The following is a 23,002-nucleotide window of genomic DNA, read 5'->3' on the forward strand; positions in this document are numbered from 1 at the left end:
GGGCCGGCGGGCCGCGGGGGGGTGTGGGGGGGGGCGGGGGGGGGGGCGACCAAAACCGGCGCGGGGGGGGCCCCCCCCAAAACCGGCCCCCCCCCCCCGCTCGGGTGATGCTCCGACGGACCGTCAGACCTCCACGACCACAGGCAGGATCATCGGCCTGCGGCGATAGGTGTCCGAGACCCACTTGCCGAGAGTGCGCCGGATGAGTTGCTGGAGCTGGTGCGGCTCCACGACGCCGTCCTGGGCGGACCGCTCCAGCACTTCCGTGATCTTCGGGATGACGTCGGCGAAGGCCGCGTCCTCGATGCCGGAGCCGCGCGCCTGGACGTGCGGGCCGCCGGTGATCTTGCCGGTGGACGAGTCCACGACCACGAAGACCGAGATGATGCCCTCGTCACCGAGGATCTTGCGGTCCTTGAGGGCCGGCTCGCCGACGTCGCCGACGGAGAGGCCGTCGACGTAGACGTAACCCGCCTGGACCTTGCCGGAGATCTTGGCCTTGCCCTCGACCAGGTCGACCACGACACCGTCCTCGGCGATGACGATCCGGTCGTGCGGGACGCCCGTCAGCGCGCCCAGCTCGGCGTTGGCGCGCAGGTGGCGCCACTCCCCGTGGACCGGCATGAGGTTCTTCGGGCGGCAGATGTTGTAGAAGTACAGCAGCTCGCCCGCGGACGCGTGGCCGGAAACATGCACCTTGGCGTTGCCCTTGTGGACGACGTTGGCGCCCCAGCGGGTCAGGCCGTTGATCACCCGGTAGACGGCGTTCTCGTTTCCGGGGATGAGCGAGGACGCCAGGATGACGGTGTCGCCGTCGACGATCCGGATCTGGTGATCCCTGTTCGCCATCCTCGACAGCGCCGCCATCGGTTCGCCCTGGGAGCCCGTGCAGACGAGGACCACCTCGTGGTCGGGCAGGTCGTCCAGCGTCTTCACGTCCACGACCAGCCCCGGGGGCATCTTCAAGTACCCCAGATCCCTGGCGATGCCCATGTTGCGGACCATGGAGCGGCCGACGAAGGCGACCCGGCGGCCGTACTCGTGGGCCGCGTCCAGGATCTGCTGGATGCGGTGGACGTGGCTGGCGAAGCTGGCGACGATGATCCGCTTGCGGGCACCGGCGAAGACCTGCCGCAGCACGTTGGAGATGTCCCGCTCGTGCGGCGTGAAGCCCGGGACCTCGGCGTTCGTGGAGTCGGTGAGCAGGAGGTCGATGCCCTCCTCGCTCAGCCGGGCGAAGGCGTGCACGTCGGTGAGGCGGTTGTCCAGCGGGAGCTGGTCCATCTTGAAGTCGCCGGTGTGCACCGCCATACCGGCGGGGGTGCGGATGGCGACGGCCAGCGCGTCCGGGATGGAGTGGTTGACGGCGATGAACTCGCAGTCGAAGGGGCCGATGCGCTCGCGCTGCCCCTCTGCCACCTCGAGGGTGTACGGGCGGATCCGGTGCTCCTGGAGCTTGGCCTCGATCAGGGCGAGGGTCAGCTTGGAGCCGATCAACGGGATGTCCGGCTTCTCGCGGAGCAGGAACGGGACACCGCCGATGTGGTCCTCGTGGCCGTGCGTGAGGACGATGCCCTCGATGTCGTCGAGACGGTCCCGGATGGACGAGAAGTCCGGCAGGATCAGGTCGATTCCGGGCTGCTCCTCCTCGGGAAAGAGCACTCCGCAGTCGACGATCAGCAGGCGGCCGCCGTACTCGAAGACCGTCATGTTTCGGCCGATCTCGCCGAGACCGCCGAGCGGGGTGACCCGCAGGCCGCCCCCGGGAAGGGGCGGGGGCGGGCCGAGTTCGGGATGCGGATGACTCAAAAGACTCTCCTCACCACACGCGCCACGTACCGGTCGGGCACGTGGCGCGTGAGACGTTCGTGCAGAAGCAGTTGTCGTTGTGGGGTGCGGGCACCGGTGGCCCGCCTCTTCTGTTGTTCTTCAGTTGCTCTTCAGTTGTGAAGCCCGTGTGCTGCCAAGTCTGTTGTCAGAGCTGTACCCCGCCGGCGGCAAGATCGATCTTGAGCTGGGCGATCTCCTCGGGCGAGCACTCGACCATGGGCGAGCGCAGCGGGCCTGCGGGCAGTCCCTGGAGGGCGAGCGCGGCCTTGGTGGTCATGACGCCCTGGGTGCGGAACATGCCGGTGTAGACCGGGAGCAGCTTCTGGTGGATCTCGGTGGCCTTGACGACGTCACCGGAGACGTACGCGTCGACCAGGGCGCGCAGGTCGGGGGTGACCAGGTGGCCGACGACCGAGACGAAGCCGACCGCGCCCACGGAGAGCAGCGGGAGGTTCAGCATGTCGTCGCCGGAGTACCAGGCCAGGCCGGACTGGGCGATGGCCCAGCTGGCGCGGCCGAGGTCGCCCTTGGCGTCCTTGTTGGCGACGATACGCGGGTGCTCGGCGAGCCGGACGAGGGTCTCGCTGTTGATCGGGACGCCGCTGCGGCCGGGGATGTCGTAGAGCATGACCGGCAGGCCGGTGGTGTCGGCGACGGCCGTGAAGTGCCGGTACAGGCCCTCCTGTGGGGGCTTGTTGTAGTACGGCGTGACGACGAGAAGGCCGTGGGCGCCGATGCGCTCGGCCTCGCGGGCCAGCTCGATGCTGTGGTGGGTGTCGTTCGTGCCGACGCCGGCGACGACGTGGGCGCGGTCGCCGACGGCCTCCAGGACGGCTCGTACGAGGTCCGATTTCTCCGCGTCACTGGTGGTGGGGGACTCGCCGGTGGTGCCGTTGATGATCAGGCCGTCGTTGCCTGCGTCCACCAGGTGGGCGGCGAGCCGCTGCGCGCCGTCGAGGTCGAGTGCGCCGTCCGCCGTGAAGGGCGTGACCATGGCGGTGAGGACCCGCCCGAAGGGGGTCTGCGGAGTCGAGGTCGGAGCCATGGGTAACACGCTACTCGGTGCTCCCTGTGCGGTCTGCCCTCGGGGGGTCGGGAAAGTCAGGACAAATGCGGAGCCCGGCACTGCCTGCTCGGGGGTTCAAGCAGTGCCGGGTCCGTTTGATCAGGCTAGATGAACTTCTCCAAATGCCGCAATACGGACACTTCGCGAGGCTGATCCGTACATCCGTTCCTGATGGGGGAACAGGGCTTCGTAGGCCTTTTTACGGGGCCACGAGCCTCTTACGGCGCCACGCGCCCGTTCGCGTTGAAGGCGGCGTACGTCAGCGGCATGAGCTTGGCCCACTCCGCCTCCATCTTCTCGCCGACCATCTCGATCTCCCGCTGCGGGAAGGACGGCACCTTGGCCAGCTCGTGCTGGGTGCGCAGGCCGAGGAAGTGCATCAGGGAGCGGGCGTTGCAGGTGGCGTACATCGAGGAGTAGAGGCCGACGGGGAGGGCCGCGCGGGCGACCTCGCGGGCGACGCCCTCGGCGAGCATCTTCTGGTAGGCCGCGTACGCCTGCTCGTACGACTCCCGCAGAGTGCTGGTGACCGCCTCGTGCTGGGTCGGGGTGCCCTCGACGAAGACGTACTTGCCGGGGCGGCCCTCCTGCACGAGCTTGCGGTCAGCGCCGGGGACGTAGAAGACCGGCTGGAGCTCCCGGTAGCGACCGGACTCCTCGTTGTAGGACCAGCCGACGCGGTGCCGCATGAACTCGCGGAAGACGAAGATCGGGGCACTGACGAAGAACGTCATCGAGTTGTGCTCGAACGGGCTGCCGTGCCGGTCGCGCATCAGGAAGTTGATCAGTCCCTTGGAGCGCTCGGGGTCCTTCTTCAGCTCGTCCAGGGACTGCTCGCCGGCGGTGGAGACCCGCGCGGCGAAGAGGACGTCGGCGTCCGAAGCACTGGACTTCACCAGCTCGACGGTGACGTCACTGCGGAACGTGAGCGACTCGGGGGTGGTCACGGGGTCTGGGGTCCTTCCCATCACAGCTGTGGTTCGCGCCCACCTTACGGGGCACCCGCCCGGGCCACGGCGGTACCCGGCCTCAAAATCCCGCCAGGGATTTTTTCCGACATGGGCACCTTTTGCAGCACTCGAGCGTCTGTACCGGTGAAGCCCACTCGTTCGACCCGAAAGGAGACGTACCGCGATGTTCCGTCGGCGCGAGCCCGTACCCTTCGCCTTCCTGGCCGAGGCGGACAGGTTCCGCAGCAATGTCACTCCCCCGCCCCGTCCGCGGGCCTCCTTCGGCGAGACAGCCGGGCGCTGGCTGCTGGGGCTCACCCTCGTCGCCGGGCTGGCGGGGGGCCTGATCGTCGGTATGCCGGCGATGTCCACGCCGTCGAGCACGCCGACGCAGCAGTCCCAGGCCTCGCAGGGGCACTGACTCTTCCGGCCGCCCAGGGTGGTGGGCGCGAACACCGGCGGATAACCTCACCGGGCACAGCCCACGCACGCATGCGAATGAGGACCAGCCGTGCCCCTGTCCTTCCTGACGGCCGACCGCACGTTCGAGGCCGCATCCGAGAGCGCGCTGCCGTACGACGACCGGGAGCGCTGGCGGCGCCCCTACCGTCCCGGCCCCTGGCGTGTGGCTCTGGCGGCGCTGGTGCTGCTGCTCGCCTCCTTCGTGCTGTTCTCCGCGGTGCTCATCGCCCTGACCGGCTCGGTGTCCTCCGCCGGCGCGATCCTCATCGCGGGGCTCGTGATCATCACCGGTGCCCTGCGGCTGCTGCGCATGGGCGTGTGGGTGAGCGGGCGCGGGCTGCGCCACGTCGGCTTCCTGGTGACGCGTACGGTGCCGTGGGCGCGGGTGCTCTCGGTGCGGACGGTGCAGCGGCCGGTGCGCTGGCTGGGGCTGCCGCGGACGGTGCAGGGGCAGGCGCTGGCGCTCGTACGCAGGGACCGGCCGGCCGAGGACACGCCCCCGCTGCTGACCACGCACACCCTGGACTTCCTGGGCCGCCCGGCCGCGTTCGACCGGGCGGCGGACACGGTGGAGGCGTGGGCGGCGGAGTACGGGGGCGGGCGCGGCTGACCGACGGCGCCCTGTCCTGGTGCGGCCGGGGGTGGAGTCGGGCGCTGCTCGCTGCGAGGTGCTGCCTGCGCCCCCGTGCCGCCCCAGCGGCACGACTGCCCGCAGGCTACGCCGGCGAGAGCGCCCCGTAGGGACGCGTCAGGCCTCGACCGGCTTGCCGTCGTGCAGGGCGATGGCCCTCTGCATCGCCTTGCGGGCGCGCGGGGTGTCGCGGGCGTCGTGGTAGGCGACGGCGAGCCGGAACCAGCAGCGCCAGTCGTCGGGGGACGTCTCGGTCTCGGCCTTGCGCTTGGCGAAGACCTCGTCGGCCGAGTCGCGGTCGATCCGGCCGCTGGGCAGGCGTTTCAGCTCGTCGACCGGCAGTCCGCCCTCGGCGTCGAGCTCGGCGGCGAGGGCGTTGGCCCTGCGGACGAACTGGGTGTTCTTCCACAGGAACCACAGGCCGATGACCGGCAGGATCAGCACCGCGACCCCGAAGGTGACGGTGATGGCGGTACCGGACTCTATGAGCATGACGCCGCGGCTGCCGACCAGGACGAAGTAGAAGACCAGGACGGCGGCCGTGACGAGGTAGGTGATCTTCGCGCGCATCGGGGGGTCTGTCTCAGCTCAGGTCCAGGAAGTGCTCCAGGCCGAATGTGAGGCCTGGAGTGGTCACCACGCGGCGGGCGCCGAGCAGGATGCCCGGCATGAAGCTGCTGTGGTGGAGGGAGTCGTGACGGATGGTGAGGGTCTCGCCCTCGCCGCCGAGCAGCACCTCCTGGTGGGCCAGGAGGCCGCGCAGGCGGACGGCATGGACCGGGATCCCCTCGACGCTGGCGCCCCGCGCGCCGTCCAGGGCCGTCACCGTGGCGTCCGGCGCCGGGGCAGTACCGGCCGCCCGGCGGGCCTCGGCGATGAGCTGCGCCGTGCGCGTGGCCGTACCGCTCGGCGCATCCACCTTCTTCGGGTGGTGCAGCTCGACGACCTCGACCGACTCGAAGTACGGCGCGGCGATCTGCGCGAACTTCATCGTCAGGACGGCGCCGATGGAGAAGTTCGGCGCGATGAGCACACCGGTCTCCGGGGACTCCGCGAGCCAGCCCGTCAGCTGCGCGAGGCGCTCCTCGGTCCAGCCGGTCGTGCCGACGACCGCGTGGATGCCGTGGTGCACGCAGAAGTCGAGGTTGTCCATGACGGAGTCGGGGGTGGTCAGCTCCACGGCGACCTGGGCGCCGGTCTCCGCCAGGGTCTGGAGCTTGTCGCCCCGGCCGAGGGCGGCGACCAGCTCCATGTCCTCGGCGGCCTCGACCGCCCTGACCGCCTCGGAGCCGATCCGGCCCCTGGCACCGAGGACCGCCACGCGCAGCTTGCTCATCTGTTGCTTCCTTAGGGGGTGACCGGGAGGTGATTAGGCGACGGCGTCGTGCAGCCGCGCGGCCTGCTTGTCCTTGAGCGGGCCGATGACCGACAGCGACGGGCGCTGTCCCAGGATGTCGCGGGCGACCGAGCGGACCTCGTCCGGGGTGACCGCCGCTATCCGGTCCAGCATGTCGTCGACGGACATCTGCTCACCCCAGCACAGCTCGCTCTTGCCGATGCGGTTCATCAGCGCGCCGGTGTCCTCCAGGCCGAGGACGGTGGAGCCCTGGAGCTGGCCGATGGCGCGGGCGATCTCGTCGTCGGTCAGGCCGTTGACGGCGACGTGGTCGAGTTCGTCGCGGCAGAGCTTCAGCACGTCGTGCACCTGGCTCGGCCGGCAGCCGGCGTACACGCCGAACAGGCCGCAGTCGGCGAAGCCGGATGTGTACGAGTACACGCTGTAGGCCAGGCCGCGCTTCTCCCGGACCTCCTGGAAGAGGCGGGAGGACATGCCGCCGCCGAGGGCGGTGTTGAGCACGCCCATGGCCCACCGGCGGTCGTCGGCGCGGGCGAGGCCGGGCATGCCGAGGACGACGTGCGCCTGCTCGGTCTTGCGGCCGAGCAGCTCGACCTTGCCGGAGGTGCGGATCGTACGGCTGCCGTCGCGGGGGCCGACCGGCCGTGCGTCCAGGTTCTTGAAGGCGCCGGCCTTCTCGAAGGCCGCGCGGACCTGTCGTACGACCTTGTTGTGGTCGATGTTGCCGGCGCAGGCGACCACCAGGTGGGTGGGGTCGTAGTGCTTCTTGTAGAAGCGGCGGATGCGGTCGGCGGTGAGGGCGTTGACCGTGTCGACCGAGCCGAGGACCGGGCGGCCGAGGGCGTTGTCGCCGAACATGGTGTGCGCGAACAGGTCGTGCACACAGTCGCCCGGGTCGTCCTCGGTCATGGCGATCTCTTCCAGGATCGCGCCGCGCTCGACGTCGACGTCCTCCTCGAGGATGAGCGAGCCGGTCAGCATGTCGCAGACCACGTCGATGGCGAGCGGCAGGTCGGTGTCGAGCACGCGCGCGTAGTAGCACGTGTACTCCTTGGCCGTGAACGCGTTCATCTCGCCGCCGACGGCGTCGATGGCGGAGGAGATGTCCAGCGCGCTGCGCTTCTGCGTGCCCTTGAAGAGCAGGTGCTCGAGGTAGTGCGTGGCGCCGTTCAGGGCCGCCGTCTCGTCGCGGGAGCCGACGTGCGCCCAGATGCCGAAGGTGGCGGAGCGGACCGAGGGCAGGGTCTCGGTGACGATGCGCAGGCCGCCCGGGAGGGTGGTCTTGCGGACCGTGCCGATGCCGTTCTGGCCCTTGATGAGGGTTTGGGTACGGGCGACGGCCCGCGCCTCCGAAGAGGGGCGGGCCGTCACCTTGGAGCTACGGGACGTCACTGCTCGGCGTCGTCCTTGTTCTCGTCGGAGCCTTCCTCGCCCTCGATCACGGGAACGAGGGAGAGCTTGCCGCGGGAGTCGATCTCGGCGATCTCGACCTGGACCTTCTGGCCCACACCGAGGACGTCCTCGACGTTCTCCACACGCTTGCCGCCGGCCAGCTTGCGGATCTGCGAGATGTGCAGCAGACCGTCCTTGCCGGGCAGCAGGGAGACGAACGCACCGAAGGTGGTCGTCTTAACGACCGTACCGAGGTAGCGCTCGCCGACCTCGGGCATCGTCGGGTTGGCGATGCCGTTGATCGTGGCGCGGGCGGCCTCGGCGGAGGGGCCGTCGGCGGCACCGATGTAGATCGTGCCGTCGTCCTCGATGGTGATCTCGGCGCCCGTGTCCTCCTGGATCTGGTTGATCATCTTGCCCTTGGGGCCGATGACCTCGCCGATCTTGTCGACCGGGATCTTGACGGTGATGATCCGCGGGGCGTGCGGGCTCATCTCGTCGGGCCGGTCGATGGCCTCCATCATCACGTCGAGGATGTGCAGGCGGGCGTCGCGGGCCTGCTTGAGGGCCGCGGCCAGGACGGAGGCCGGGATGCCGTCCAGCTTGGTGTCGAGCTGGAGGGCGGTCACGAACTCCTTCGTGCCGGCGACCTTGAAGTCCATGTCGCCGAAGGCGTCCTCCGCACCGAGGATGTCGGTGAGGGTGACGTAGTGCGTCTCGCCGTCGATCTCCTGGGAGATCAGACCCATGGCGATACCGGCGACCGGGGCCTTCAGCGGCACACCGGCGTTCAGCAGCGACATGGTGGAGGCGCAGACCGAGCCCATGGACGTCGAGCCGTTGGAGCCGAGGGCCTCGGACACCTGGCGGATCGCGTACGGGAACTCCTCGCGCGTGGGCAGCACCGGCACCAGCGCGCGCTCGGCGAGGGCGCCGTGGCCGATCTCGCGGCGCTTGGGGGAGCCGACGCGGCCGGTCTCACCGGTGGAGTACGGCGGGAAGTTGTAGTTGTGCATGTAGCGCTTGCGGGTCACCGGGGAGAGGGTGTCCAGCTGCTGCTCCATGCGGAGCATGTTGAGGGTGGTGACGCCCAGGATCTGGGTCTCGCCACGCTCGAACAGCGCGGAACCGTGCACCCGCGGGATGGCCTCGACCTCGGCGGCCAGTGTGCGGATGTCGGTGACACCGCGGCCGTCGATGCGCTTCTTCTCCTTGATGACGCGCTCACGGACCAGAGTCTTGGTCAGCGAGCGGTACGCGGCGGAGATCTCCTTCTCGCGGCCCTCGAACTCCGGCAGGAGCTTCTCGGCGGCGAGCCCCTTGACGCGGTCCAGCTCGGCCTCGCGCTCCTGCTTACCGGCGATGGTGAGCGCCTGGGCGAGCTCGGGCTTGACCGCGGCGGTCAGGGCCTCCAGGACGTCGTCCTGGTAGTCCAGGAAGATCGGGAACTCGCCGGTCGGCTTGGCGGCCTTGGCGGCGAGGTCCGACTGGGCGCGGCACAGGACCTTGATGAAGGGCTTGGCGGCCTCCAGACCGGAGGCGACGACCTCCTCGGTCGGCGCCTCGGCGCCACCCTCGACGAGCTTGATGGTGCCGTCGGTCGCCTCGGCCTCGACCATCATGATCGCGACGTCGCCGTCCTCCAGGACACGGCCCGCGACCACCATGTCGAAGACGGCGTCCTCGAGCTCGGTGTGCGTCGGGAACGCGACCCACTGGCCGCGGATCAGCGCGACGCGGACGCCGCCGATCGGGCCGGAGAAGGGCAGACCGGCCAGCTGCGTGGACGCGGACGCGGCGTTGATCGCCACGACGTCGTACAGGTGGTCGGGGTTGAGCGCCATGACCGTGCAGACGACCTGGATCTCGTTGCGCAGGCCCTTCCTGAAGGACGGGCGCAGCGGGCGGTCGATCAGCCGGCAGGTGAGGATCGCGTCCTCGGAGGGGCGGCCCTCACGGCGGAAGAAGGAACCGGGGATCTTCCCGGCCGCGTACATGCGCTCCTCGACGTCCACCGTCAGCGGGAAGAAGTCGAGTTGGTCCTTGGGGTTCTTGGAGGCGGTGGTGGCCGACAGCACCATGGTGTCGTCGTCCAGGTACGCCACGGCGGAGCCGGCGGCCTGCTTGGCCAGACGGCCCGTCTCGAAGCGGATCGTGCGGGTGCCGAAGGCGCCATTGTCGATGACGGCCTCGGCGTAGTGGGTCTCGTTCTCCACTAGCGTTTTCTCCGTTACATATCGTCTTTCGTCCCTTGGCTGCCCGTGTGGCAGGGGGACGGTGGTGGAGAAGCGCGCCGTCTGGTGCGGGCCGGTCTTCGATCGAAGCACCCGGGGCTCGCTTCCCCCCGGGGGCCACTACCGAGGACCGGCGGCGGCGAGGTGCGCTTCTCGTCGTTCGTTGTCGTGCTGTGTCGTGCGTACTGCGTTGTGCTACCACACTACAAAGCGTGAGTGACACTCCGCACGTTTCCGCCCGTGCGAGGAAGACCTCCCACGTACGACGAAGGGAGCGGTCCCCGGGTCCTGCCGGGAACCGCTCCCTTCACGGCGTCTTACTTGGCGCCGGCCGCACCGCGGCGGATGCCGAGGCGGTCGACCAGCGTACGGAAGCGCTGGATGTCCTTCTTCGCCAGGTACTGCAGCAGGCGACGGCGCTGACCGACGAGGATCAGCAGGCCACGACGGGAGTGGTGGTCGTGCTTGTGGGTCTTGAGGTGCTCCGTCAGGTCGGAGATCCGACGGGAGAGCAGAGCGACCTGGACCTCGGGGGAGCCGGTGTCACCCTCCTTGGTACCGAACTCGGCGATGATCTGCTTCTTCACTGCGGCGTCGAGCGACACGCGTACTCCTCATAGTCTGTTGAGTGCCACCGAGTGCCCCCGGTCTACGTCTCGGGGGAGCTTCCGTTACTCGGGCGGCGGGATCCGCTGGGCGCGGCCTCCAGGGCCTTTTCGTAGGGCTCCGGGGGTGCGTACACAAACGGCCGTCACTCAGGGTACCAGCACGGTTCGGCCGTCCGTGTCACCGGTCGCGTCGGGCGTTCCAGACCAGGACGGCCACGATCACGACGACCAGGACGATGACCATTGTCCACACGAAGCCGCCGCCGGATCCGTGGCTCCCGTAGTGGTGGTGGCCACCGTGATAGCTGCCGTGATAGCTGCCGTGATAGCTGCCGTGATAGCTGCCGTGATAGCTGCCGTGATGGCCGCCGCCCCGGCCGCGGCCCAGGGCACGTACGTCGGCGGACGAGGGGGACCATGGGGCGGTGACAGGCATGCTCATGGCCGGGACCTTAAGTGAGCATTGCATGGCATGAGCACGACCGTTGCCTGCCTGTGACGCAACCTCCGCTCCCTGGGCACAAGACGGCGGCCCGTCCACCCCGCGTGTCGGACCGGCCCCTCCTCCAGGCGTTGACCAGGCCGTTTCACCGTACGCGTGCGTGGCCTCCCAGTAGGGTGACAACGCAACGCTGTCCGTGAGCCGAAGGGGGCCGCTTCACCATGGCCGAGACACAGGGTACGAGCGCCGGGACCCCGGCGCCGGAATCGCAGGAAGACGTCAAGGCACGCAAGGAGCGGGAACGGGACGAGTTGTACGCGCTCGACATCTCCGACGCGGAGTGGCACAGCGCTCCGGGCACGGAGGAGCACGAGGAACGGGTCGAGATCGCGTACCTGCCCGGCGGGGCGGTGGCGATGCGCTCCTCCCTCGACCACGGCACCGTGCTGCGCTACACCGAGGCGGAGTGGCGGGCGTTCGTACTGGGGGCGCGGGACGGGGAGTTCGACCTGGAGCCGTCGGAGCGCAATGGGGGGCTCGCGGGGCAGTAGCGGAACGCGAGAAAGGGCGGCACGCACGCGTGCCGCCCTTCGTCTTTCAGTGCTTCAGCCGTCTTTCAGTGCTTCAGCCCGGCGGTGCCCACTCCGATCACCGAGAGCACCGGGTCCTTCGGCTTGCCGGTGCCCGGCTCGGGCTTCTCCGCCCGGCAGGTGGGGGCGCTGGAGTCGCCGCGCTTGACGAGGGCCGGCAGGGCCCCGCCACCGGCATGGGCCGAGTCGCGGCACTGTGACGTGCCGAGCGTCTTCCACAGCCGCTTGCCGCTGTCCATGTCGTACGCCACCGATCCCTGGCCCCCAGGCGATGGACACGACGCCCCGGGGCAGGGAGATGTTGGTGATGATGGCGGCGGCGTCGGCCACCGGCATCTTCTCCTGCCAGAGCTTCTTGCCGGTGCCGAGGTCGACCATGACCACCTCGTCACAGACACCGTACTGGGGGTCGTCCGTGCGCCCGGTCCCGACAACGACGGCGGTCCGGCCGTCGGCGGCGACGTCGCGGCCGACGGCGCGGACGTGGCCGCCGAGTCGGAGGGTCCATGCCTTCGCGTCCCGGCCGGGATCGGGCTCGGTCCTGTAGCCCTCGATGCGGTCGGCGAGGGTCCGCGCGACGATCTTGTCCGTGGCCCAAGTGGCGGGCGCGAACCGCTGCTGGTTCCCGGTGAGGCCGCCTTCGTTGTGCGGGACGACGACCTGGCTCTCCGGTGAGACGGGGTCTCCTCCACGGTCTCGCGCAGGGCGACCGGGGCCTGCTGGACCGCCTTGGCGTCGGTCCGCCCCTTCGTCCGGTCGGCCGAGTGGTACCAGAACAGACCCGCGCCGAGGCACACGACGGCGGCCACCACCGCGGCGACCGCGCCGAGTATGCGTCAACGGCGTCCGTTCCGCGACCAGTCGGCCGCCGGCGCGGACTGGGTGTACGTGGACGGGGGTGGGCCGAAGCTCACGCTGCTGAGTCCTTTTCTTCGCCGCCGCTGACGGGGCCGGGAGGCCGACGAGGTCGGCCCGGGTCACTTACTGGTCATCGCGCGGGCCGTCGCGTACACGTCGAACACGGCGAGCGCAAGGGGCACCAGTGTCAGGAGCACGAAGCCTTCGATGATCTCCAGGAAGCGGCCCCAGAAGGGGCCGAGGCCCCGGCGCGGGACGATGAGGCCCAGGGCTGCCACGAGGGCCGCCCCGGCTGCGATGGCCGCGGCGAGCCAGGTCACACGGATGTCGAGGCCGGAGCGGTCTCCGGTGAGTGCCTCGCGCAGTACGGAGTGCGGCGGGTTGAGTGCCAGGCCCAGACCGAGCAGGACGAGTGAGCCGAGTCCGGCCGCCAGCAGCGGGGCGACCTGGCCGGTGTAGCGGAAGAGCTGGGCGCGCATGAGCAGCGCCACGGCCGTCGCGCAGGCGAGCAGTTGGGCCCAGACGTCGTCGGAGAATCCGAGCACCGCGCAGGAGGCGAGCGCGGTGAGCGCACAGCCGCCGACGAGACCGACCAGGATCCCGTGGCCACGGCGGGCCTGGGCCTCGATCCGCCTCATGTCGACCGGTTCCTGCACGGCTGTCTCCGTGCCGTAGACGTTGCTCTGCGCCGAGTTCGGCGGGTCGAAGCCGATGGGCAGCCGGGCGAAGCGCATGGACAGGCCCGGCAGGAAGGCCAGACCGGCCACCGCGACCGGCGCGCACAGGGCGGCGATCTCCTTCGGTGTCCAGTGCACGAGGATCGCCGCGAAGAGGGTGATCAGGCCGATCGCGGACGCGACGACGAAGGCGACGAACGGGGCGTCCCCGCCCGGTGTGCACAGCGTCAGGATGACCGAGGCGAGCAGGACCGCTGCGCAGGCGAGCAGGAGCTGCAGTTTGCCGATGCCCTGGCCGTGGGCGAGAGAGAGGAGTCCCGATCCGGCCACGCCGACGTTGGGCAGAGCGCCGAGACCCAGGGCGGTCGCCGAGCCCCGGTCGTCGTAGACCCGGCCCCGTACGGCGGCGAAGACCACGAGGAGCACTCCGGCGACGCCCGCGAGTATCCCGGGCAGGCTGTGCATGTCGTGCCGGGGATCGGCGTTCCAGGCGGCGAAGGCGAGCAGGGTTGACAGCACGCCCGCGCCCGCGAGTCCCGCGGCGCGCGTGAGGTCGCCGCTCCACAGAGTGCGGTGCCGGGTCACTGCCGAGGCGACCGCCTCGGAGACGTCGTCGAAGACGGCGGGCGGCAATGACTCGGAGAAGGGGCGCAGCGTCAGCAGTTCACCGTCGAGAATCCGTTGTGCGGCAAAGGAGCGTGCGCTGTCGAGAACGGTGCCGTCCCTGCGTACGAGGTGGTAGCCGACCGGCGCACCCTCGGCGGGGCGCTGCCGGGAGAGCCGGAGGATCTCCGGGTAGATGTCGGCGACCGGGATGTCGTCGGGCAGCGCCACGTCGATCCGGCTGTCGGGCGCGACGATCGTGACCCGGCAGAAACCGAGCCCCGACCCCGCCCCCGAGCCGGGCACCGCTGTGCCCGTGGCTGTCGTGCTCACCTTGTGCTCCCCCTCAGTGATGGTTCTGCGCCCGTGATGTGAGAATCCTGCGTCTTTCCCCGGCCGGGACCGCCGGAGGGTGACGCGAAGGGCGCCACCGGGCTCCGCCAGGGCCGGCGTGCGGTGACGCCTCGCACGGAATACCCCGGTTCGCGGGGTGCGTTCGCGTGTGCTCGAGCGAACACCCGGCACCCTACCGCGCACCGGTCACTCGTGGAGTCAGTAGGATCACGCGGCGGCCTGCGTCCGTCCATCAACGGGGGGCGGACCTCATTCTTGGGGCCCGGCAAAGGAATTGGGGAGCAGTGAGTCACATCGTCGTGAAGCGCCCGCCTCGGGCGCTGCCGTCCGAAGTGCCCACAGAAGAGGTCGTTCTCCAGCCTCCCCCGGAACTGCCCCGGGGGCCGCAGGAGAGCGTCCTCATGCAGCTGCTGCCGACGCTCGGCATGGGCGGCTCGGTGGTCTTCTTCTTCACGAACGGACAGCCGTTCATGAAGATCATGGGCATGGTGATGATCGCCTCCACGGTCGCCATGTCCATCGCAATGGTGGTCCGCTTCCGGCGTGGTTCCCAGGGGCAACTCGCTGACGTGCGGCGCGACTACATGCGCTACTTGTCGCAGACCCGACGCGCGGCGGTGGACACCGCGAAGGCACAGCGCGACGCGCAGTACTACCTGCACCCCTCACCGGAACAGTTGTGGGCACTGGTCGCCGAGGGCAGCCGGGCGTGGGAACGCAGGCCGGGCGACGAGGACTTCGCCCAGGTGCGCATCGGACTGGGGGCCCAGGAGCTGGCCACGCCGCTCGTCGCCCCCGAGACCGGCCCGGCCGGCCGGCTGGAACCGCTCACGGCGGGTGCCGTGCAGCGTTTCCTCGACGTCCACGGCACCCTGACCGACCTGCCGATGGCCGTGTCGCTGCGCGCCTTCTACCACGTCACGGTCAGCGGTGACGCCGAATCCGTGCGCTCCTGTGTCCGTGCCCTGACCGGCTCGCTGGCCGCGCTGCACTCTCCGGAGGATCTGGTCCTCGCCGTGGCGGCCGGACCCGACACGCTCCCGCAGTGGGAGTGGGCCAAGTGGCTGCCGCACGCTCAGGCGGCCGGTGTCGTGGACGGAGCGGGTGTCCGCCGGCTGATCAGCCCTGACGCCCGCGATCTGGAGAGCCTGCTGGCCGCTCGCCTCTCCGGCCGGCCGCGATTCCACCCGGGTGCCGCGCCGCTCCTGGACGAGCCCCACATCGTCGTCGTCCTCGACGGTGTCTCCCTGCCGCCGGACTCCGTGCTGGCCAACCTCGAAGGGCTGCAGGGCGTCACCGTCATCGAGGTGGTGCCCGGTGAACCCACCGCCGCACGCGGCGACCTCTCGGTCGTCGTACGACCCACCGCCCTGCGTCTGGAGTCGGCGGGCGGTGAGGTCTACGAGGGCACGCCGGACGCCCTGTCCTACGAGTCCGCCGAGGCTCTCGCCCGGCAGCTGGCCCCGCTGCGCCTCGCCTCCGGCGGTGACGACGACGAACCCCTGCTCGCCAACCTGGAGTTCACCGACCTGCTGAACCTCGGGGACGCGGCGTCCGTCGACCCCCAGCGCACCTGGCGGCCGCGTGGGCTGGCCGAGCGGTTGCGGGTGCCGATCGGTGTCGGCGTGGACGGCCGTCCCGTGATGCTGGACCTCAAGGAGGCCGCGCAGGAGGGCATGGGTCCGCACGGCCTGTGCGTGGGAGCCACCGGCTCCGGCAAGTCGGAACTGCTGCGCACGCTCGTGCTCGGGCTCGCGGTGACCCATTCCTCCGAGACGCTGAACTTCGTCCTCGCCGACTTCAAGGGCGGTGCGACGTTCGCCGGCATGGCGCAGATGCCGCACGTGGCCGCGGTCATCACCAACCTGGCCGACGACCTCACCCTGGTCGACCGCATGGGCGACTCGATCCGCGGCGAGCTGAACCGCCGCCAGGAGATGCTGCGCGACGCGGGCAACTACGCCAACATCCATGACTACGAGAAGGCCCGCGCGGCCGGCGCCCCGCTCCAGCCGATCCCGTCCCTCGTCCTGGTCATCGACGAGTTCAGCGAGCTGCTGACCGCGAAGCCGGACTTCATCGAGATGTTCGTGCAGATCGGCCGTATCGGCCGATCGCTGGGCGTGCACCTGCTGCTGGCCTCGCAGCGTCTGGAGGAGGGCCGCCTGCGCGGCCTGGAGACGTACCTGTCGTACCGGATCGGCCTGCGCACCTTCTCCGCGGCCGAGTCCCGTGCGGCACTCGGCGTCCCCGACGCCTATGAACTCCCCAACGTCCCGGGCTCCGGCTTCCTGAAGTTCGGCACGGACGAGATGGTGCGCTTCAAGGCGGCGTACGTCTCCGGCGTGTACCGCTCCGGGAACCGGCAGGCCGCCTCGGACGGGGGGGCGCTGCCCGTCGACCGGCGCCCGGTGCTGTTCACGGCCACGGAGGTGCCCGTGCAGTACGCGCCGGTCCCGCAGCAGCGGACGGAGCCGACGTCACAGGTCGACGACGCCCTCGCGGACACGGTGCTCGACGTGATCGTGCGCCGGCTGGAGGCGCAGGGGCCCGCCGCGCACCGGGTGTGGCTGCCGCCGCTGGACAGCCCTCCTTCGCTGGACGGGCTGCTGCCCAAGCTCACGGCCGTGCCGGAACGGGGACTCACGCAGCCCGGTTACGAGGGCGCAGGACGCCTCGTCATCCCCGCGGGCCTGGTCGACAAGCCGTACGAACAGCGCCGTGAGCCCCTGTGGCTCGACTTCTCCGGGGCCGCGGGCCATCTGCAGATCCTCGGCGGCCCGCAGTCCGGCAAGTCCACCCTGCTGAGGTCGCTGATCTGCTCCTTCGCGCTGACACACACGCCGTACGAGGTGCAGTTCTACGGCCTGGACTTCGGTGGCGGCTCCATGGTGTCGGTGACCGGCCTGCCGCACGTCGGCGGTGTCGCCTCCCGGCTGGACCCGGAGCGGGTACGACGTACGGTGTCGGAGGTGTACGGCGTACTGCGGCGCCGAGAGGAGTACTTCCGGTCGTCGGGCATCGCCTCGATCGCGGACTTCCGCGCCCGGCGGGCGCGCGGCGACATCTCGGTCACCGACCAGCCGTGGGGCGACGTGTTCCTGGTGATCGACGGCTGGGGCAACTTCCGTTCGGACTACGAGAACCTGGAACCGGCCATCCTCGAGATCGCGTCACGCGGCCTCGGCTACGGCATCCACCTGATCCTTACGGCATCACGCTCGATGGAGGTCCGGGCAAACCTCAAGGACCACGTGATGAACCGCCTCGAACTGCGGCTCGGCGACACCATGGACTCCGAGATCGACCGCAAGGTGGCGGCGAACGTTCCGGCAGGGGTGCCGGGGCGCGGTGTGTCGCCGCAGAAGCTGCACTTCATGGCGGCGGTGCCGAGAATAGACGGCCTGACGTCCGACACGGACCTGGCCGACGCGACGGCGGCCCTCGCGGCCGAGGTCTCCCGGCACTGGCAGGCGCCCGAGGCACCGCAGGTGCGGCTCCTCCCCCGGGAGTTCCCCGCGGAGCAGCTGCCTCCGGGCGACCGCCTCCCTCAGCACGGCATCGCCTTCGCCCTCGACGAGGACAACCTCGAACCCGTCTTCGTCGACTTCGAACAGGACCCCTTCTTCCTGGTCTTCGGCGAGAGCGAGGCGGGCAAGTCGAACCTGCTGCGGCTGCTCATCACACAGCTGACGCAGCGCTATTCGGGCGACGAGGCGAAGTTCTTCGTGGTCGACAACCGGCGCTCCCTGCTGGACGTCACCCCTGCCTCGCACCTCGCCGAGTACATCCCCATGTCCAACGCCATGGACCACCACATGGTGGCCCTCGCCGACCTGATGAAGCGGCGCACGCCCACCGCCGACGTCACGGCCCAGCAGCTGCGGGAGCGGAGCTGGTGGCGCGGTCCGACGGTGTACGTGGTCGTGGATGACTACGACCTGGTGTCGACATCCAGCGGCAACCCGTTGGGCGGTCTCGCCGAGCTGCTGCCGTTCGCCCGTGATGTCGGCGTGCGGTTCATCATCGCGCGGTCGACGGCCGGGGCGGGGCGGGCCTCTTTCGAGCCGTTCATGCAGCGGATGACGGAGCTGGGCGCGCAAGGCGTGGTGCTGGCCGGCGACCCGGGCGAAGGAGACCTGCTCGGCGGGGTGCGGCCGCGGCCCATGCCGGCGGGGCGGGGCGTCTTCGTCTCGCGTAGGCGGGGCAAGATGCTGGTGCAGACGGGGTTGGTCAGCGGCGATTACTGAGTGAGGTGCAGGCGCTCAGCGGCCGCAGCGGCTGACGGGGCGGGAGCCGGACGCGTGTGTCCGGCTCCCGCCCCTGCCGCATCGCTGCTGCCCCATGGAACGGGACCGGCAAAGGCCGGCGCCCCAGGGCCGCCCACCGCCGGTGGCCGCCCATCACTGCGCAGAGAGGCTCGCCACAGGTTCAGCCGGCGCCCTGACCGAGAGAGAACGGGCACGGAAGCACCCCACATGGCGGCGAGCTCCCCTGTCTGGTCGGCCGGCAACTGGTTCAGCCGCATACCGGCCGGGTGTGCAGCCCCGCTGACGCCCGCATGCTGCGCTTCTGATGCCTCGGTCACGGACAATCGCCCCCCGTGTGCCCTCGGTTGGTGTGCGTCGCCAAGGTGCAAAACGGGGGTGGGCGCCTCCCGCGCGTGCCCACCCCCGCTGTCCTTACTGCGCGTGCCTCACTCGAAGTAGCTGGCGCCCTTGAGGTCGCCACCGCGGTAGTCACCGCCGGCGGCGTGCACGCGGTGCGTGATGGAGAGCAGCGCCTGGTGGATGCCGGTGGCGTGCTCGTCCCACTTCCTCGACTTGCGCTGGAAGGCGTCGTACGCCTCACCGCTCCAGCCTTCGGCCACGTCGAGAACGCCCTTCTTCAGAGCGGTGAGGTCCTCCTCGAGCTGCTTGGCCACGTTGCCGAGCTCGGTTGCGAGCGCGTCCAGGGCGCCGTACTTGACGGACAGGTCCTGGTAGTGCGGTGTGCCGGTCATGTCTTCCTCTTCCCTTCGGGCCCGTCAGTACAGGTTCAGCGCCGAGGTGTTCGCGCCGGCGTCCACTTCGATCTTCGAGATGGTCGAGTGGAGTTCGTCCTCGAGCTTGGTCTTGTCGCCCTTGTTGAGGCGGACGCCCTCGAGGAAGTCCTCGAGCATGCGCCCGATGGCAGCCATGTGCTGGTTGATCTCGTGCTGCTTCCCCTTGAACGCGTTGGCACCGTGGCCCGTCCAGTTGGCCTCGATCATGTCGATCGTGCCCTGGAGCCTGCCGAGCTGCTTCTTGACGGACTCGTACCGGTCGATGACGTTCGTCTGGAGCTTTTGTGCGTGATCGTCTTGAAACTTGCGGCCATCAGCCATTTCGGCACTCCCCTTCATGAGAGCTGTACTTCGTCTTGACTGGGCGTCACCGGGTGGTAGCGCCCTTCCTGTGAGCCGTCAGGCACGTCGTCGTGACCGGATGACGGCGAAGGCTGCGCCGCCGATCACCACGAGCGCGGCGACCGCGCCGACGGCCACCCAGGGCAGGGCACCGCCGGACGACTTCGACGTTTCTCCGGTCGCCGAAGTCTGGCCGCCCGAGGAGGACTTGGGGGGCGGTGAGGAGGTGGCGGGTGAAGCCCCGTTGTTGCCGGCCGAGTTCTCCTTGGCAAGCGGATCGACGTTCGTAGGGCCTGGGTTGTAGTTCGGGTTCTGCAGCACCATGCGGGGGCGGATCAGGCCGTAGCCGAGGTAGTTGCTCGGCGCGTCCTTGGGCCAGTCCCGGCCGGCCGTGTCGATGAGCGAGCGGAGCACCTGATCGGCGGTCCAGTCGGGGTGGGCGGACCAGATCAGGGCGGCGGAGGCGGAGGCTACGGCGGTGGCCATACTCGTTCCGTTCCCGTGGACGCAATAAGAACGGAAGGTCGCGTCACACCATTCGGGTACGTCTACACCGGGGGCTGCGAGATCGACGTAGCGCCCGTGGGTCGAGAACTTGCCCACCTTGCCGGTCTTGTCGGAGGCTGAGACGCCGACAACATAGGGATACGACACCGGGTACCCAGCGTTGTTCGTCGTCTTTGCGTCGTTTCCTTCGCCAGCGAACAACAACTTTCCCTTGGAAGCGGCGTATTTGATGGCTGCAGCCTCGTCGTCATAGCTGATGTTGGCTGTGAACGACATGTTGATGATTTTGGCGTCGCTGTTGGCAACAGCCTTGATCACCGCGCCGATTCGAGGAGCCTTGTTCTCCTCAGCCAGGGACAGCCCTTCAAGCGCAACGCGATAGGGCACGATTTTGGCGCCCGGAGCCAGGCCTTTCAGTCCTCCTCCAGCGCCAGTCCCAGCGATGATTTCCGCCATCGTAGTGCCGTGGCCGTTGTAGTCCTTCGTGGCTCCATACGCAACGGATTTCTGCACTTCGTCAGCCAGTACCTGGCCCCTGAGGGAGGGAGTCGAAGCATTGACGCCCGAGTCGATGACGGCGACCTTGACCCCCTTGCCGGTGCTCACCTTCCACATCTGGTCCGCCTTCATGGCCGACAGGTACCACTGCTGCGACTGGACGTCGTCGGCTGCCGCGCCGGGGGCCAGTCCCACCGACAGAGCCATCAGTGCGCCGAGTGCTGCGCATCCGGCGGTCACTCGTCTCCTGCTCGCTGACAACATGCCTCTCGTACGTCCTCGCTTCATCTGGTTCTACTCGGTCTCCGGCGCCTGCTGCCGACGGGACGGTTTCGTGCCACCGTCCCGTCCAGAACCTCGCTTGCCCGCGGAAACACGGCCCGGGACGCTCTCACCGGAGACTCGTCCGCCGTTCCTGGCCGCCGACGTGTTGCCGTTGGACGTCCCGACCACACCACCGGTGGGCGTCACAGGCCTGCGCGACGCCTGTCCGTCGCCGCCGCGTTCCTGCTCGGGCGCGCTGATCACCCCGCGCTGCCCGGGCCGCTCTGCGGCGCGCGGGTTGTGGGAAGCGGTCTCGCCGCCGACGACCGTGGCACGCGGCGCCTTGGAGCCGTTCACGGCTTGCGCGGGTGGCGTGGTCGGCCTTCCACCGATGACACCACCGGTCCGTGCTGCGCCGGTCGGGCCCGTACCGCCCACGCCCTCAGCGGGCAGGCCTACGGTTTTGGGGGTTCCGCCGACGACACTACGGCCTATCGGGGCCCTGCCCACAGGAGCCTCGCCCAAGGGCGCTTTGCCCACGGGTGCCCTGCCGACCGGCGACACAGGCCCGCGCGGTTCCACCTCGCCGGGCACGGCAGCCCGTCCCACGGGGCCGACAGGGCCACGTCCTGTGCCACCGCCGACTCGGGACGATCCGCCGGCACGAGGAGCCAGACGCGGCGTCGTCGGCATCGGGCCGCGTGGGCCGCCTGTTCCGCCGGGCCCGACGGGCAGCCGCATGGTCGGGGGCATAGGGCCAACGGGAACTGGGGGAATCGGTCCGCCGCCGCCTCCACCGGGGCCAGGTACTGTCGGCGGAGTGACAGGGGCTGTCGGCTTCACTGTGTCCGGCGGGAGTGTATTTACGCTGTCGATATCGGTCCCCACGGGCTGCGGCGAAACGGTGTGCACATGCCGATCCGGCGCTGTGACGACGTCATGCAGCTTCTTCACCGGTTCGGGAGTCTGCCCCGCCTCGGGGCCAGCCGGAGCAGCGACGGAGTGACGACGCACTCGTTCTGCACCGCCCACCGCGGGAGCACCCGAAGGAGCCGTCTCATCCCCGCCGCCTTCGTGTACGGGCACGACGCTGGCCTGCGGCACCCCCATATCCGGCATCTTCCCGAACGTAGGCTCCTGCCCGTCCCGCAACGCGTTCCCGGTCACCGTGTAGTACGACGCCAACCGGATCATCTGGTTGATCGCCTCTTGGCGGTGCCCCTCGACCTTCAGGGCCGCCTGGTAGTCCTTGTTGCCGGCGACCTGCGTAACCGTCGGGAAGTCGTCGACGGTCTTGGGGATCAACCGGGTGTCACGGAGCGGGATGACGGCCTTGCGTACGGAGGCGAGTCCGGTGCAGGCCGCGGTGATGTGCCCGCCCATGTCCTCCACGTAGACCCCGAGGGTGTACGCATTGGTGACGAGGCCGGAGGCCCACGTGTGGAACGCGGTGGCCGCCTCACCGTGCCAGTCGATCCGGCCGATGTGACCGCTCAGTTCGTCGGCAGCGTCGTTGATCGCGTCCCGGGCGTCCCAGAGTGCCTTGCCCGCGTCCTCCAGGTGCTCCGGGTTCGCGAACTCCACCATGTCGACCATGTCGTTCAGCTGGTGCTTCTCGAAATTGGTACGCCCGTTGTGGGGGACGCATTGTGCGGCCGCACTGGTACGCCCGTGCTGGGGGACGCATTGTGTGTCCGCGTCGTGGATCTCCGCCTGGGCCAGCTCGCGTTCCAGTTGGTAGCGATCCGGCTGGATGTGGTGGTCGCCCATCAGTACCCCGCGTTGGACTGGTTCTGGTCGGTACGCTTCTGCTGGGTGCTCGTCTGCGCCCCGGCCTGCTGTTCGTCGATCTGTTCGTTGATCTGGGTCCGGATCTCGTGGAAGCGACGCCGGAGATCGTCCTCCAGCTTGTCGTAACCGATGTCCGCGCCGTGCACGGCGATCTGCATGGCCTCGATCTGCAGCTTCAGCGTCTCGGAGAGCGACATGATGCGCTCGTGAACGGTGTGGTACTGGCTGTGGAGGTCAGTGGCCTCGGCGAACTCGCCCTTGCCGCAGAACGAGGCAGGGGAGAGCGTGTGCATCGCCACCTTCTTCGGATTGCCCGGCGAACGCTCGAACTTGTCGAGAAGGGTGTCCACACGCGATTTGAAGGTCTTCAGCGCCTCCAGACCGCGCCTCAGGTCGCTTCCGCCCCCGTCAGGCAGCACGTTGCGCCTCCCCCGTTTCTGTCCCCTGCCCGCGGCAAGCGCACGCCTCGAGCATTCGTTTTCGCAATGCAGTCACTCTAGTC

21 protein-coding genes are annotated in these 23,002 nt (G+C 69.5%); 5 read left to right on the forward strand and 16 right to left on the reverse strand.

Annotated elements, in window-relative coordinates:
• Positions 1-123: 123 nt before the first annotated feature.
• From ACWGJ5_RS28625 to thyX, 3 genes are all read right to left on the reverse strand, one after another.
• The gene (locus ACWGJ5_RS28625; RefSeq protein ID WP_453312540.1) at positions 124-1,809 is read right to left on the reverse strand and encodes a ribonuclease J; all 1,686 of its coding nucleotides are present in this window, start codon (positions 1,807-1,809) and stop codon (positions 124-126) included.
• Between the two features lie 166 nt (positions 1,810-1,975).
• Positions 1,976-2,875 (reverse strand): 4-hydroxy-tetrahydrodipicolinate synthase, encoded by a 900-nt coding sequence (gene dapA / locus ACWGJ5_RS28630; RefSeq protein WP_228623124.1) that lies wholly within the window; start codon positions 2,873-2,875, stop codon positions 1,976-1,978.
• Between the two features lie 239 nt (positions 2,876-3,114).
• The gene (gene thyX / locus ACWGJ5_RS28635; RefSeq protein ID WP_453312541.1) at positions 3,115-3,864 is read right to left on the reverse strand and encodes an FAD-dependent thymidylate synthase; all 750 of its coding nucleotides are present in this window, start codon (positions 3,862-3,864) and stop codon (positions 3,115-3,117) included.
• 166 nt (positions 3,865-4,030) lie between these two features.
• On the opposite strand from thyX, the gene ACWGJ5_RS28640 reads away from it, so the two are divergent.
• The gene (locus ACWGJ5_RS28640) at positions 4,031-4,267 is read left to right on the forward strand and encodes a hypothetical protein (RefSeq protein ID WP_453312542.1); all 237 of its coding nucleotides are present in this window, start codon (positions 4,031-4,033) and stop codon (positions 4,265-4,267) included.
• A 90-nt stretch (positions 4,268-4,357) separates the two neighbouring features.
• Positions 4,358-4,918: a hypothetical protein gene (locus ACWGJ5_RS28645; protein ID WP_453312543.1), complete on the forward strand. Its 561-nt coding sequence runs from the start codon at positions 4,358-4,360 to the stop codon at positions 4,916-4,918.
• A gap of 138 nt (positions 4,919-5,056) precedes the next feature.
• On the opposite strand, the gene ACWGJ5_RS28650 is transcribed toward ACWGJ5_RS28645, so the two are convergent.
• The 6 genes from ACWGJ5_RS28650 to ACWGJ5_RS28675 form a co-directional block, all read right to left on the reverse strand.
• Positions 5,057-5,509, reverse strand: coding sequence for a hypothetical protein (locus ACWGJ5_RS28650; protein WP_453312544.1), 453 nt, complete (start codon positions 5,507-5,509; stop codon positions 5,057-5,059).
• 13 nt (positions 5,510-5,522) lie between these two features.
• Positions 5,523-6,275: a 4-hydroxy-tetrahydrodipicolinate reductase gene (dapB, locus tag ACWGJ5_RS28655; RefSeq protein ID WP_453312545.1), complete on the reverse strand. Its 753-nt coding sequence runs from the start codon at positions 6,273-6,275 to the stop codon at positions 5,523-5,525.
• Positions 6,276-6,308: 33 nt separating this feature from the next.
• Positions 6,309-7,688: a M16 family metallopeptidase gene (locus tag ACWGJ5_RS28660; RefSeq protein ID WP_453312546.1), complete on the reverse strand. Its 1,380-nt coding sequence runs from the start codon at positions 7,686-7,688 to the stop codon at positions 6,309-6,311.
• Entirely contained in the window at positions 7,685-9,904 is a 2,220-nt protein-coding gene (locus ACWGJ5_RS28665; RefSeq protein ID WP_453312547.1) for a polyribonucleotide nucleotidyltransferase, read from the reverse strand. The genes ACWGJ5_RS28660 and ACWGJ5_RS28665 overlap by 4 nt, the downstream gene beginning before the upstream one ends.
• A 335-nt stretch (positions 9,905-10,239) precedes the next feature.
• Positions 10,240-10,527 (reverse strand): 30S ribosomal protein S15, encoded by a 288-nt coding sequence (gene rpsO, locus ACWGJ5_RS28670; protein ID WP_228623116.1) that lies wholly within the window; start codon positions 10,525-10,527, stop codon positions 10,240-10,242.
• Between the two features lie 181 nt (positions 10,528-10,708).
• Positions 10,709-10,972, reverse strand: coding sequence for a hypothetical protein (locus ACWGJ5_RS28675; protein WP_453312548.1), 264 nt, complete (start codon positions 10,970-10,972; stop codon positions 10,709-10,711).
• Positions 10,973-11,193: 221 nt separating this feature from the next.
• Here ACWGJ5_RS28675 and ACWGJ5_RS28680 point away from each other — a divergent pair, with 221 nt between their 5' ends.
• Entirely contained in the window at positions 11,194-11,523 is a 330-nt protein-coding gene (locus tag ACWGJ5_RS28680) for a DUF397 domain-containing protein (protein ID WP_453312549.1), read from the forward strand.
• A 65-nt stretch (positions 11,524-11,588) separates the two neighbouring features.
• On the opposite strand, the gene ACWGJ5_RS28685 is transcribed toward ACWGJ5_RS28680, so the two are convergent.
• The gene (locus ACWGJ5_RS28685) at positions 11,589-11,801 is read right to left on the reverse strand and encodes a hypothetical protein (RefSeq protein WP_453312550.1); all 213 of its coding nucleotides are present in this window, start codon (positions 11,799-11,801) and stop codon (positions 11,589-11,591) included.
• Here ACWGJ5_RS28685 and ACWGJ5_RS28690 point away from each other — a divergent pair.
• On the forward strand, positions 11,800-12,237 hold the full coding sequence (locus tag ACWGJ5_RS28690) for a hypothetical protein (RefSeq protein ID WP_453312551.1): 438 nt from the start codon (positions 11,800-11,802) through the stop codon (positions 12,235-12,237). The genes ACWGJ5_RS28685 and ACWGJ5_RS28690 overlap by 2 nt on opposite strands.
• A 302-nt stretch (positions 12,238-12,539) precedes the next feature.
• Here the strand turns inward: ACWGJ5_RS28690 and eccD are convergent, their stop codons facing one another.
• Positions 12,540-14,033 carry a type VII secretion integral membrane protein EccD gene (eccD, locus tag ACWGJ5_RS28695; protein WP_453312552.1) on the reverse strand — a complete coding sequence of 498 codons (1,494 nt, stop codon included), beginning with the start codon at positions 14,031-14,033 and terminating at the stop codon, positions 12,540-12,542.
• 305 nt (positions 14,034-14,338) lie between these two features.
• On the opposite strand from eccD, the gene eccCa reads away from it, so the two are divergent.
• Complete coding sequence (gene eccCa / locus ACWGJ5_RS28700) at positions 14,339-18,304, forward strand: type VII secretion protein EccCa (RefSeq protein WP_453312553.1); 3,966 nt, start codon at positions 14,339-14,341, stop codon at positions 18,302-18,304.
• Between the two features lie 446 nt (positions 18,305-18,750).
• On the opposite strand, the gene ACWGJ5_RS28705 is transcribed toward eccCa, so the two are convergent.
• The 5 genes from ACWGJ5_RS28705 to ACWGJ5_RS28725 form a co-directional block, all read right to left on the reverse strand.
• Complete coding sequence (locus tag ACWGJ5_RS28705) at positions 18,751-19,056, reverse strand: WXG100 family type VII secretion target (RefSeq protein WP_228623110.1); 306 nt, start codon at positions 19,054-19,056, stop codon at positions 18,751-18,753.
• Between the two features lie 24 nt (positions 19,057-19,080).
• Positions 19,081-19,419: a WXG100 family type VII secretion target gene (locus ACWGJ5_RS28710; RefSeq protein WP_453312554.1), complete on the reverse strand. Its 339-nt coding sequence runs from the start codon at positions 19,417-19,419 to the stop codon at positions 19,081-19,083.
• A 78-nt stretch (positions 19,420-19,497) separates the two neighbouring features.
• Positions 19,498-20,652, reverse strand: a complete 1,155-nt coding sequence (locus ACWGJ5_RS28715; protein ID WP_453312667.1) for a S8 family serine peptidase — start codon at positions 20,650-20,652, stop codon at positions 19,498-19,500.
• A gap of 87 nt (positions 20,653-20,739) precedes the next feature.
• Complete coding sequence (locus tag ACWGJ5_RS28720; RefSeq protein WP_453312555.1) at positions 20,740-22,479, reverse strand: hypothetical protein; 1,740 nt, start codon at positions 22,477-22,479, stop codon at positions 20,740-20,742.
• Positions 22,479-22,919, reverse strand: a complete 441-nt coding sequence (locus ACWGJ5_RS28725) for a hypothetical protein (RefSeq protein ID WP_453312556.1) — start codon at positions 22,917-22,919, stop codon at positions 22,479-22,481. Before ACWGJ5_RS28725 ends, ACWGJ5_RS28720 begins: the two co-directional genes overlap by 1 nt.
• Positions 22,920-23,002 lie beyond the last annotated feature (83 nt).

The organism is Streptomyces sp. NPDC054783, from assembly GCF_053611725.1.